General features: G+C 35.6%; 8 protein-coding genes. All 8 read left to right on the top strand.

All coding sequences use genetic code 11. The features are described 5' to 3' along the window. Positions 1-22 precede the first annotated feature (22 nt). The 8 genes from RT250_RS06940 (at position 23) to asnB (ending at position 12,973) form a co-directional block, all read left to right on the top strand. On the top strand, positions 23-301 hold the full coding sequence (locus tag RT250_RS06940; RefSeq protein WP_313113381.1) for a DUF3817 domain-containing protein: 279 nt from the start codon (positions 23-25) through the stop codon (positions 299-301). Continuing rightward, a complete protein-coding gene (locus tag RT250_RS06935) occupies positions 301-1,560 on the top strand; it encodes a mechanosensitive ion channel family protein (RefSeq protein WP_313113378.1) in 1,260 nt (419 codons plus the stop codon). Before RT250_RS06940 ends, RT250_RS06935 begins: the two co-directional genes overlap by 1 nt. 84 nt (positions 1,561-1,644) lie before the next feature. Continuing rightward, the gene (gene uvrA, locus RT250_RS06930; protein WP_313113376.1) at positions 1,645-4,500 is read left to right on the top strand and encodes an excinuclease ABC subunit UvrA; all 2,856 of its coding nucleotides are present in this window, start codon (positions 1,645-1,647) and stop codon (positions 4,498-4,500) included. A gap of 59 nt (positions 4,501-4,559) precedes the next feature. Next, positions 4,560-5,246 carry an LOG family protein gene (locus RT250_RS06925; RefSeq protein WP_313113374.1) on the top strand — a complete coding sequence of 229 codons (687 nt, stop codon included), beginning with the start codon at positions 4,560-4,562 and terminating at the stop codon, positions 5,244-5,246. Between the two features lie 132 nt (positions 5,247-5,378). Continuing rightward, positions 5,379-8,138 (top strand): gluzincin family metallopeptidase, encoded by a 2,760-nt coding sequence (locus tag RT250_RS06920; RefSeq protein ID WP_313113372.1) that lies wholly within the window; start codon positions 5,379-5,381, stop codon positions 8,136-8,138. A 75-nt stretch (positions 8,139-8,213) separates the two neighbouring features. After that, positions 8,214-8,438 carry a hypothetical protein gene (locus tag RT250_RS06915; protein WP_313113370.1) on the top strand — a complete coding sequence of 75 codons (225 nt, stop codon included), beginning with the start codon at positions 8,214-8,216 and terminating at the stop codon, positions 8,436-8,438. A gap of 97 nt (positions 8,439-8,535) precedes the next feature. Beyond that, positions 8,536-10,950 carry an alpha-ketoacid dehydrogenase subunit alpha/beta gene (locus tag RT250_RS06910; RefSeq protein ID WP_313113368.1) on the top strand — a complete coding sequence of 805 codons (2,415 nt, stop codon included), beginning with the start codon at positions 8,536-8,538 and terminating at the stop codon, positions 10,948-10,950. A 337-nt stretch (positions 10,951-11,287) separates the two neighbouring features. Next, complete coding sequence (asnB, locus tag RT250_RS06905; protein WP_313113366.1) at positions 11,288-12,973, top strand: asparagine synthase B; 1,686 nt, start codon at positions 11,288-11,290, stop codon at positions 12,971-12,973. Positions 12,974-13,131 lie beyond the last annotated feature (158 nt).

Below are 13,131 nucleotides of genomic sequence, written 5' to 3'. Positions count from 1 at the left end.
TTTGCGAAAAAAATAAAGTATAGTGGAACTTTCAGTAAAAACATTCAAGCTCATTAGCACTTTAGAGGCTATTTCATTTTTAGTATTATTAGGTATTGCTATGCCTTTAAAATATATTTGGGATATGCCAGAAATGGTACAAATTGTTGGTATGGCGCACGGAATCTTATTCGTGCTTTATGTTGGCGGTGCTATTTATATGTACAAAAAACTTAATTGGTCTATAGCCGATTTGTTTATCGTGGTAATGTGCTCTGTACTTCCTTTCGGACCTTTTTATGTTGAGCGTAAATATTTATAATGAATCAAGATACACTACAAGAATATAGTTGCTTATTACAGAACTTCCTTATAAATGAAGGAATGTATCCCCAATGGGCTATTTTCTTAAACGTTGTTGTAAATTGTATCATTGTTTGGATAGTAGTCTATTTCCTTGACATTGTCTTTAGAAAGTTAATTATAGAAACCTTTAAAGCATTAAGCAATAAGACTGTTTCAACTTTTGATGATTATTTAGTTAAAAGTAATTTCCCAAGGTATATTGCGCACGTACTGCCGTTGGGGATTGTACACAACCTAATTCCAATAATTTTTATAGAATCCCCTCTAATTACCAATCTTCTATTGGTTATCACTAAGGTTCTTACTGTAATTCTTTTAATTTATATTTTTAGAAGTATTCTACGATCCACTCGTAATTATCTTCAAGGTACCGAACGATTTAGGGACAAACCTATGGAGAGCTACGTTCAGGTAATGATGATTTTTACTTGGGGAATTGGTATAATTTATATTATACAGATGTTGACTGGTTTTTCGCTAGTTAGTTTGACAACTTTGGGGGCGGCTTCAGCAGTAATTTTACTTATTTTTAAGGACACCATACTCGGGTTTGTAGCGAGTATCCAAGTTGCGGTAAATGATATTGTTCGAATTGGAGATTGGATTACTTTTAGTAAGTTCGGCGCCGATGGTTATGTTACCGAAATAAATCTAGCAACGGTACGCGTTCAGAATTGGGATAATACATATACTACAATTCCTACCTATAGTCTAATTTCAGATTCTTTCCAGAACTGGCGAGGAATGCAGGAAAGTGACGGTAGAAGAATAAAACGATCTATTTATATAAAGCAATCTTCCATAAAATTTTTGTCTTCAGAAGATATTGAAAAATTCAAAAAGATTCAGCTAATTAAACCATATTTAGAACACCGTGAGAAGGAGGTTTCTAAGTTTAACACACAAAATGAAGCTGATAAAGAATTGCTTATCAATGGCCGTAATCAGACGAATTTAGGAGTTTTTCGTCATTATGCCGATGCTTATCTAAACGAAAACCCAATTATAAACAAAGATTTATTTTTGATGGTTCGACATTTGGCACCAACAGACAAAGGGATTCCTATCGAGATATTTTGCTTCAGTAAGGATAAGCGCTGGGTAATGTATGAAAATATTCAAGCAGATATTTTTGATCATCTATTGGCAGCTATTCCCTACTTCGATTTAGAGGTATTTGAATTACCTACAGGCAAGGATATACAACGTCTTTGATTACTTGATTTCTAAGCACTTCAGAATAAAAATTTCAACCATCACAAGTCTATAATTTGCGGTGAAATAGTACCTTTGCAAACTATGTCGAAAAATGAGAATTTTATAGAAGTTTTGGGCGCACGTGTCCACAATTTAAAGAATATTGATGTTCGTATACCCAGAGAAAAATTAGTTGTTATTACAGGACTTTCGGGAAGTGGAAAATCTTCGCTAGCTTTCGATACTATCTACGCTGAAGGACAACGCCGCTATATTGAAACTTTTTCGGCTTATGCACGACAGTTTCTAGGTAGTTTAGAACGTCCAGATGTCGATAAAATTGAAGGTCTTTCACCTGTAATTGCAATTGAACAAAAAACTACCAGTAAAAGTCCCCGTTCTACTGTGGGTACAATTACTGAAATTTACGACTTCCTCCGTTTGTTTTATGCTCGTGCAAGTGATGCGTATAGCTACAATACTGGCCAAAAAATGGTTAGTTATAGTGACGAACAAATTAAGCGTCTAATACTTGAGGATTTTGCAAATAAGAAAGTTAGCATCCTCGCTCCAGTTATACGGTCTCGTAAAGGCCACTACCGCGAACTATTTGAGCAAATAGCCAAACAAGGATTTTTAAAAGTTCGCGTTGATGGTGAGGTACGAGATATTGTTAAAGGAATGAAGGTTGACCGCTATAAAACTCACGATATTGAGATTGTAATAGATAGGTTAAAAGTTCCAACATCTACCGAGCGGGCAACAGTTAAAGAAACAGATAACGACAAACGAATTTCGGAAACCATAAATACAGCAATGTATCACGGTGATGATGTTTTGATTGTTTTAGATAACGAGACCAATGAAGCGCGATATTTTAGTCGTTCCTTGATGTGTCCAACTTCTGGGGTTTCCTACCCTAATCCCGAGCCAAATAATTTCTCTTTCAACTCTCCAAAAGGTATGTGCCCTAATTGTAAAGGGTTAGGGAAGCTTTATGAAGTAAATCTAAATAAGCTTGTTCCAAACCCAAAACAATCAATTAAACAAGGTGCCTTGGCTCCGCACGGACCACAAAAAAGTAATTGGATTTTTAAGCAGTTAGAATTAATTGCCGAACGATATAAGTTTAAATTAAGTGATTCTTTTGAGAGTATTCCTCAGAAAGCAAAGGATATTATATTTTTTGGAGGAAATGAAAAGTTTGAAGTAGAATCAAAAGAACTTGGAATTACAAGAAGTTATAAAATAGATTTTGAAGGAGTAGCAACCTTTATTCAAAATACATTTGATGCTAACGAATCTACTTCTCTTAAAAGATGGGCTAAGGAATATATGGATAAAATTCCTTGTCCAGAATGCGATGGAACTCGACTTCGCAAAGAGTCACTTTATTTCAAAGTAAATGAGAAAAATATTGCCGAACTCGCCAATATGGATATTGTGGAATTGGCAGATTGGTTTAAAAATTTAGAGAAAAATCTTTCAGAAACGCAGCTAAAAATTGCTTCTGAAATTATAAAAGAAGTGCGCTCTAGACTTCAGTTTTTAATTGATGTGGGGTTAACTTATTTGGCGTTAGACAGAAGCTCAAAATCTCTTTCTGGTGGAGAAGCACAGCGTATACGGCTTGCAACTCAAATTGGCTCACAGCTGGTAGGTGTACTTTATATTTTAGATGAGCCTAGTATTGGTCTGCACCAGCGGGATAACGAGCGTTTAATCTACTCTTTAAAACAACTTAGAGAAATTGGTAACTCCGTAATAGTTGTAGAACACGATAAGGATATGATTGAGAGCGCAGATTATGTAATCGATATTGGTCCAGCTGCTGGGAAATATGGAGGTGAAATAGTTTCAGAAGGAACTCCAAAAGAAGTTGAAAAACACGATACGCTTACAGCAGACTATTTAAACGGTAGAAGAAAGATAGAAATTCCTGAAAAACGCAGAAAAGGAAACGGAAAAAAATTAACGCTGAAAGGCGCTACAGGCAATAACTTAAAGAATGTTTCTGTTGAGTTTCCTTTAGGAAAGATGATTGGCGTTACAGGTGTTTCTGGTAGTGGGAAATCAACTCTTATCAACGAAACTCTCTACCCTATTCTCAATGCTCATTTTTTTAATGGTGTAAAAAAACCAATGCCTTACAAAAAGATTGAAGGACTTGAAAATATCGATAAGGTTATTGATATTAATCAGTCTCCAATTGGGCGTACACCCCGCAGTAATCCGGCAACTTACACAGGCGTTTTTTCTGAAATAAGAAATCTATTCGCTAAAACTCCGGAAGCAATGATTCGCGGGTATAAACCTGGACGTTTTAGTTTTAACGTTTCTGGTGGTAGATGCGAAACATGTAAAGGTGCTGGACTAAGAGTGATAGAAATGAATTTTCTTCCCGATGTTTATGTAGAATGTGAAACCTGTCAAGGAAAACGATTTAACCGTGAAACTTTAGAAATTCGCTACAAAGGAAAATCTATTTATGATGTTTTAGCAATGACAATCAATGAAGCAGATGATTTCTTTGAAAACATCCCTAAAATACACCGAAAAATAAAAACCATAAAAGATGTTGGACTTGGTTACATAACGCTTGGACAACAATCTACAACCCTTTCTGGTGGAGAGGCGCAACGAATTAAATTGGCTACAGAACTTTCAAAAAGAGATACCGGAAATACTTTTTATATTTTAGATGAACCTACAACAGGATTGCACTTTGAAGATATTCGCGTATTGATGATAGTACTGAATAAATTAGTAGATAAGGGTAACACCGTTTTAATTATTGAACACAATCTCGATGTTATCAAAACCGTAGATTATATTATAGACATAGGCCCTGAAGGTGGAAGAAAAGGTGGGAAGGTGATGGCTCTAGGCACTCCTGAAGAAATTGCAGAACACAAAAAAAGTTATACTGCGCGATTCCTTAAAAAAGAGTTACTTTAGTGGATTATTCCTAATAGCTTGGAAATAATGATTTTTAACAATAAAATACTATTCAATATATGAGAAACGAATTAACACCTAAAAACTGGAACCAAGTAAAAACAAACGACTCTTGGGCTATTTTTAAAATAATGGGAGAATTTGTTAATGGATACGAAAAAATGAGTCGTATTGGACCCTGTGTATCTATTTTTGGTTCAGCTCGCACAAAACCAGATCACAAACATTACAAGCTAGCAGAAAATATTGCCAAAAAAATCACTGAAAACGGTTATGGTGTTATTACTGGTGGTGGTCCTGGGATTATGGAAGCAGGAAATAAAGGTGCTCATTTAGCAGGGGGAACTTCTGTAGGTCTTAATATTACACTTCCATTCGAACAACACGACAATCCATATATTGACAGCGATAAGAGCATAGACTTTGATTATTTCTTTGTGAGAAAGGTTATGTTCGTAAAATATTCACAAGGCTTTGTTGTAATGCCTGGTGGCTTTGGAACTTTAGATGAGTTTTTTGAAGCATTAACACTTATTCAAACTCATAAAATAGATAAGTTCCCAATAATATTGGTTGGTACTGAATTCTGGGGCGGACTTTTTGAATGGATTAAAACGACATTAGTTGAAGCAAAAAATATTAATGTTGAAGATTTAGATTTAGTTCATTTAGTTGATACTGAAGATGAAGTGCTTGTTATCTTAAACGAATTCTACAACGAATATAATTTAAGTCCGAACTTTTAATTTTCCATATAACTCAGGAGGTATTTATTGTTTATCGTATTCTTCTAGCAGTTCAGAATTTAAATTCATTAAGATATCTTGATAGCAAGAAGTATTTTATACTGTATTTTCTTTTGCTTGACTATTCAAGCAATGGCACAGCATACAATAAATATTAATGCTACGCTAAACCCTTCAAATAAAACCATTTCGATTAAACAGGAGATAACGTATAATAATACTTCTAAAGATACATTAAATGAAATTTACTTTTTTGATTGGGCGAATAGTTTTTCAGCTAAAACAACACCGTTAGGTAAACGTTTTGCTGACAATTACGAGAGCGCTTTTCACTTCGAGAAAAAAGAAAATCGAGGAAAAACAGATATTCACAAAATCTATAACAACTCGGTTGTTCCACTACAATGGCAACGTGATAAAACAGTAGATATTCTAAGAGTTATTCCTGACAAACCTCTTAATCCAGGTGATAATTATACTTTCAATATAGAGTATACCGTAAAAGTGCCAGACGATAAGTTTACGCGATATGGAGTAGACAAAAACAACAATTACAAACTGCGGTATTGGTACATTTCCCCTGCTGTTTACGATGGGGAATGGCAAGTTTACAGCAATAAAAATACAGATGATTTATACTTAACTCCATCTCATATTTCTATAAACTTAAACATCCCAAGGATATACAATATAACGTCAGATTTAAACGTCGAAAATAAAACCCTTTCTACTAAAGAAAAGACTATTCATTTAGAAGGAAAAGACCGAAATAGCGCTGTTTTATATATTGAAAGAAATCCAAGTTTTACAACAATTGAAACCGATAAAGTTAGCATTGTTACAAATATTCAAAACAGTCGTGTAAACCCTCCTGTTCAAGCTTTAGTAATTGATAGAGTCGCTCAATTTCTACACAATAAACTTGGGCCTTATCCTTTTGAAAAAATAGTGGTTAGTGAAACAGATTACAAAACAAATCCTGTTTACGGTTTAAATCAACTCCCGAGTTTTATTAGTCCTTTTCCTGATGGTTTTGAATATGACATGGAACATCTCAAAACCATTACCCGCCATTATATAGACAATACTTTAATTTTCAATCCTAGAGATGATTTTTGGTTACAGGATGCTTTGCAGATTTATTTAATGATGGAGTATGTAGATACCTACTACCCTAATATGAAAATAATTGGAAGTTTAAGTAATTGGTGGGTAATACGTTGGGCACATGCAGCAAATCTCGAATTTAACGATCAGTATCCGCTACTCTACTTGAATATGGCTCGTAATAATATTCAACAACCACTTACTACTTCAAAGGATTCGTTATTGAAATTTAATATGAATATTGCCAATGGTTATTACGGTGGTAGTGGTTTTAAATATTTAAAGGATTATTTAGGAGATAATATACTTAGTGAAAGTTTCAGAGAATTTTATATTAAAAATAGACTAAAACCAGTAAAAACTTCAGATTTCGAAACTTTTCTGTCTGAAAAAACTGACCTTCCTATTAATTGGTTTTTTGAGGATTTTGCAAACACTCGAAAAACCATAGATTTTAAAATTAAGAAAGTTCAAAAACAAGGCGATTCCCTTATAGTTTCTATAAAAAACAATAGAAAATCTAAACTGCCCGTTAGTTTATACGGCTTAAATGAAGACGATGTTGTTTATAAAACTTGGACCAAGCCTATTGACAGCATAAGCACCATTACAATTCCGTCTAAGGATATTAAGAAGTTAGTACTTAATCACAATGGAGAAATTCCTGAATACAACCGTCGAAACAATTACAAAACTGTAGACGGTTTATTAGATAAACCTATCCAATTTAGGCTTTTTCAAGATGTAGAAGATCCAAGCTTCACCCAGTTTTTCTTTATGCCAATTTTCGAGTATAATTTGTACGACGGGGTATCTGCAGGTATTAGACTATACAACAAAACTGTGTTACCCAAACCAGTTCACTTTAGTTTTGAACCCCAATATGGTTTTCGTTCTAAGAAATTAGTAGGTGGTGCATCTGTTAGTTATATTCAATATTTAGATGAAGACAAACTTTACAGAATGCGCTATGGTTTTTCAGGAAATTACTACTCCTACGATCGTGGTTTGTTCTATAAAAAATTCACACCCTATATCACATTCTCTTTTCGAAACGATGATTTAAGAGATAATGAAAAACAATTTATCAATCTTAGAAACATAAACGTTTATAAGGATAATGATCCTAACGATCCCGATCAAGAACCAAATTACAGTGTTTACAATATTCAGTACGTCTATTCAAATCCAAACCTTATTAATTATTTTAGGTCTGTAGTGGACTATGAAATTTCGTCTAAATTCAGTAAACTCTCAGCAAACTTGGAGTATCGCAAGCTATTTTTAAGCAATCGACAATTAAACTTACGCTTTTTTGCAGGGGTTTTTCTTTTCAACGATACGCGTGAGAATGAAGATTTTTTCAGTTTTGCACTAGACCGTCCTAGCGATTATTTATTCGATTATAACTATTACGGAAGAAGTGAAGACTCTGGACTTTTCAGTCAACAATTAGTAATTGCTGAAGGTGGATTTAAATCACAATTGGAACCTGCTTTCGCAAATAGTTGGATGGTAACAGCCAATGCAAGTACTAATATATGGAAATGGATATATGCCTATGGCGATGTAGGGTTAGTTCACAATACACACAGTGGTACTTCTGCTGTTTTTGACAGTGGAATTAGATTGAGTTTGGTAGCAGATTATTTCGAACTCTACTTCCCTCTTTATTCAAGTTTAGGGTTTGAACCTAACCTTCCCCACTATGACGAAAAGGTTCGTTTTATAGTAACCTTAAGCCCTCAAACGCTACTTGGTCTGTTTACTAGAAAATGGTATTAAAGAAAGTTTATATATAAAAAAACAAATTCTATAAGATAGCTTCATTCAAACAACAATAAACTATAAACTCCCTATATGGATTTCCTAAACAACTGGCGTATAATTATTCTACTTTGTCTAACTCTAGGTTTAGCTCCATTTATGCCCGAACCACATCTGTGGGGAAAATTAAAATGGATTGCGGGAGGAGCTAATGGGATGCAAGCTGCAGATTGGTTTGATGTATTGTTTCACGGTTTTCCGTTTATTCTACTCCTTAGACTACTGATTGTTAAAGGATTCAAGACTAAAAGAGAATAGTTAATAATATTAATTTTTAATTAACTTCTACTAAACAATTTGGCGTTGTAAAACCCCCTTAAATTTGCTATTTTTGCAATTCCTAAAATTTATAGAAATGCAGACAGATCCTAAGATAAATACAGAGATTTCTTTTGAAGATTTTAAAGAAACAGTTTTAAACGATTATAAAATTGCTGTAACTAGCCGTGAATGTAGTTTACTAGGCCGACGAGAAGTACTTACAGGTAAAGCTAAATTCGGGATCTTTGGAGATGGAAAAGAAGTCCCTCAACTTGCTTGGGCAAAAGCATTTCAAAAAGGAGATTGGCGCAGTGGATACTACCGCGATCAAACATTTATGATGGCTATTGGCGAATTAACCATACAACAGTTTTTTGCTGGGCTTTACGCACATACCGATATCACTGTAGACCCAATGAGTGGCGGAAGACAAATGGGAGGTCACTTTGCTACGCATAGCTTAAATGAAGATGGAAGTTGGAAAAACCTAACAGAACAAAAGAATAGTAGTGCAGATATTTCACCTACCGCTGGGCAAATGCCTCGTTTATTAGGTTTAGCACAAGCTTCAAAGATTTTCAGAAATGTAGAAGGCTTAGAAGACAAAACAAACTTTTCTATAAATGGAAATGAAGTAGCTTGGGGAACTATTGGAAATGCAAGTACCAGTGAAGGTCTTTTTTGGGAAACCATTAATGCTGCTGGAGTTTTACAAGTACCAATGGTAATGAGTGTTTGGGATGACGAATACGGCATTTCTGTTCACGCAAAATATCAAACTACAAAAGAAAATATATCTGAAATCCTTAAAGGTTTTCAACGTACCGATACAGAAGATGGTTATGAAATCATTCGTGTAAATGGTTGGGACTACCCAGAGCTTATAGAGGTTTACAACCGTGCGTCTAAGATAGCTCGCGAAGAACACGTACCGGTATTAATTCACGTACAAGAACTTACTCAACCTCAAGGCCATAGTACTAGTGGTTCGCACGAGCGTTACAAAAGTAAAGAGCGCCTAGATTGGGAAGCAAAAAATGATTGCAATTTAAAAATGCGCGAATGGATGATCGCCAATGAAATTGCTACAGAGGAAGAGCTTTCTGAGATTGAAAAAGATATTAAAAAACAAGTACGTGACGGTAAGAAAGCGGCATGGGATGCTTTTTTAAATCCACAAAAAAGAGAACAGGAAGAAGCTGTTTTATTGTTAGGAAACCTAGCGGAAAACAGTGCAAATAAAAATTTCATCGAGAAGATTAAAAACGAATTAGAGGCTGATAAAAGTCCATTGCGTAAAGACATACTAGGCGCTGCGCGTAAAGCATTGCGTTATGTTGTTAAAGAAGATTCTCCTGAAAAGAAACAATTACAAGATTGGATTGCGAATTATTTCGAAATAATTCAACCAAAATACAGTGCCCACCTTTACTCTGAAGCTGAAGAAAATGCCAAAACAGTAAAAGAAGTGCCTGCTACATATTCTGATGATGCGGAAGAAGTTGATGGTCGTGTAATTTTACGTGATAATTTTGACGCTATTTTTAGCAAACATCCAGAAGTTCTAATTTTTGGTGAAGATGCCGGGGAAATTGGTGACGTAAACCAAGGTTTAGAAGGAATGCAAGAAAAGTACGGCAAGCTTAGAGTTGCCGATGCAGGAATTCGCGAAGCTACTATCTTAGGGCAAGGTATCGGGATGTCACTTCGTGGACTACGTCCTATAGCTGAAATTCAGTATTTAGATTATATTTTATACTGTCTTCAAATTATGAGTGACGATTTAGTTACTACCCGTTACAGAACAAATGGTAAGCAGAAATCTCCACTAATTGTTAGAACTCGAGGTCACCGCTTAGAAGGAATCTGGCACAGTGGCTCTCAAATGGCTGGTTTAATCCACTTACTACGCGGTATGTATATCTTGGTGCCAAGAGATATGACCAAGGCAGCAGGCTTCTATAACACACTGTTAGAGACAGACGAACCAGCATTGGTAATTGAATGTTTAAATGGTTACCGCTTGAAAGAAAAGATGCCTAACAACCTTGGTGAACTTAAAACTCCAATAGGGGTTGTAGAAACAATAAAGGAGGGTACAGATATAACTTTAGTGTCCTATGGAAGTACTTTACGTATCGTTGAAGAAGCTGCTAAAGAATTGCTACAAGCCGGGATTAATGCTGAAATCATCGATGTTCAGTCATTGCTTCCGCTAGATATTAATCACGATATTGTTAAAAGTGTTCAAAAGACTAACAGATTGTTAGTTATCGATGAAGACGTTCCAGGTGGAGCTTCAGCCTATATATTAAATCACGTTATTGAAGAACAAGGAGGTTATAGATATATGGATAGCAAGCCACAAACCCTTTCAGCTAAAGATCACCGACCTCCTTATGGGACCGATGGAGATTATTTCTCTAAACCATCAGTAGAAGATGTTTATGAAAAAGTTTATAGCATTATGCACGAAGCAAATCCAAGTGAATTTCCAAAATTGAGATAATATTAAATTCAAGGGGGATTTCCCCTAAATTTTAATATAATTCAACAAATTATTGTTTTAATAGTATTTTTAGCATACATTAGCAATATATAATTATAAAAAAACAAGTTTATGTCATTAGTTAGCTTTAATAATAATAATAATAACGAGCTGCCGTAACAAAAACTTGTCGCGATATATAGCCCGTCAGGTTTTTTACCTGACGGGCTTTTTTTTTGTCTCTTCGACACCGCTCGTGGACCAAAAAGTGCTAGGGCACCGCTAGATAATTTTATCAATACTCGAAATAGCAGTGAAATTGTAAAAACTAAATAACTATTAACCAAATATTCAAATTATGTGTGGAATTGTATGTGCATTCAAGTTAAAAGAGCCCTCTGAGGCATTAAGATCTCAAATATTATCTATGGCAAAAACTATTCGTCATCGCGGACCAGACTGGAGCGGTGTATTTACCAATGATAAAGCTATTATGGCTCACGAGCGACTAGCTATTGTAGACCCTATATCAGGGAAACAACCACTTTATAGCAGTGATGGTAACCTTGTGTTGGCCGCAAACGGCGAAATCTATAATCATACCGAATTGAGAAAGCAATTAAACGGTTATGACTTTCAAACTAAAAGTGATTGTGAAGTAATTCTGCCATTGTATAAAGAAAAAGGTGCAGCTTTTCTTGACGAAATGAACGGAATTTTCGGCTTTGCACTTTATGATATCGAAAATGATAATTACTTTATTGCTCGCGATCACATGGGCGTAATTCCACTGTATATGGGATGGGACCAAAACGGAACCTTTTATGTTGCTTCAGAATTAAAAGCCCTAGAGGGTACGTGTACCAAAATTGAACTCTTCCCTCCTGGTCATTATTTAGATAGCCGTGAGGGTGAAATTAAGCGGTGGTACACAAGAGACTGGATGGAGTTTGGTACGGTTCAAGAAAATGAAACCAGTATTGCCGATTTACGCCAAGCTCTAGATGCTGCAGTAAAAAGACAGCTAATGAGTGATGTGCCTTACGGCGTATTACTTTCTGGTGGCTTAGACTCTTCCATCACCTCTGCCCTAGCTAAAAAATATGCCGATAAGCGAGTAGAATCTGGAGATATTGAGAATGCTTGGTACCCAAGGTTACACTCTTTTGCCGTAGGTTTAGAAGGCTCGCCAGACTTAGCCGCCGCCAAACTGGTTGCCGATCATCTAGGAACTGTACATCACGAAATCAATTTTACAATTCAAGAAGGGCTTGATGCCATCAGCGATGTGATATATCACGTGGAAACCTACGATATAACTACTATCCGTGCCTCTACCCCAATGTTTTTATTAGCGCGTGCTATTAAGGCAATGGGTATAAAAATGGTGCTTTCTGGCGAAGGAGCCGACGAGATTTTTGGTGGATATCTTTACTTTCACAAAGCTCCTTCCGCAAAGGATTTTCACGAGGAAAATGTACGTAAATTAGACAAACTACATATGTACGACTGTTTACGTGCAAACAAATCTTTAGCTTCATGGGGAATCGAAGGTCGAGTGCCATTCTTAGACAAAGAATTTATGGATGTGGCTATGCGACTAAACCCTAAAGACAAAATGATCATCGCTGGTAAAAAAGGATCTCATGATAAACAAGCCATGGAAAAATGGGTGTTACGCGAAGCTTTTGGAGATATGCTACCCGAAGCTGTTGCCTGGCGCCAAAAAGAACAATTTAGCGACGGCGTAGGTTACAGCTGGATTGACTCTTTAAAAGAAATGGTAAACAATAAAGTAACAGACGAGCAAATGACAAATGCGCATTATCGTTTCCCGATACAAACGCCTACTAGTAAAGAAGAGTTTTACTACCGCACCATTTTTGAAAGTCATTACCCTAGTGATGCCGCAGCCTTAACGGTACCCAGCGTACCTAGTGTAGCTTGCAGTAGTCAAGTTGCATTGGATTGGGACGAAAGTTTTAAAAATATGAACGACCCTAGCGGTCGTGCCGTTGCAAATGTACACGACGATGCATATTAAAATACAGGATTAATTACTCAAAAAGCATCTCAGAGTTTTCTGAGGTGCTTTTTTTCATGTAAATAAGTAGTTGACAACTCCTTAATATTTTATGTTAAAGTTTTAATATATAGGTTATATTTGATTGTTAAACTTTAAAATCTCGAGATATAAAGTAT

Origin of the sequence: Aequorivita sediminis (assembly GCF_032080575.2) — a bacterium.
GTDB classification, from domain to species: domain Bacteria; phylum Bacteroidota; class Bacteroidia; order Flavobacteriales; family Flavobacteriaceae; genus Aequorivita; species Aequorivita sediminis.
The sequence above is the reverse complement of the archived record's forward strand: the minus strand, read 5'-3'. Positions and strand labels throughout refer to the sequence as shown.

Excerpts from the sequence above, each read along its gene's own strand:
- asnB (WP_313113366.1), top strand. The coding sequence starts at position 11,288 with ATGTGTGGAATTGTATGTGCATTCAAGTTAAAAGAGCCCTCTGAGGCA.
- RT250_RS06925 (WP_313113374.1), top strand. The coding sequence starts at position 4,560 with ATGAGAAACGAATTAACACCTAAAAACTGGAACCAAGTAAAAACAAAC.
- RT250_RS06915 (WP_313113370.1), top strand. The coding sequence starts at position 8,214 with ATGGATTTCCTAAACAACTGGCGTATAATTATTCTACTTTGTCTAACT.
- RT250_RS06935 (WP_313113378.1), top strand. The coding sequence starts at position 301 with ATGAATCAAGATACACTACAAGAATATAGTTGCTTATTACAGAACTTC.
- RT250_RS06920 (WP_313113372.1), top strand. The coding sequence starts at position 5,379 with ATGGCACAGCATACAATAAATATTAATGCTACGCTAAACCCTTCAAAT.
- RT250_RS06910 (WP_313113368.1), top strand. The coding sequence starts at position 8,536 with ATGCAGACAGATCCTAAGATAAATACAGAGATTTCTTTTGAAGATTTT.
- uvrA (WP_313113376.1), top strand. The coding sequence starts at position 1,645 with ATGTCGAAAAATGAGAATTTTATAGAAGTTTTGGGCGCACGTGTCCAC.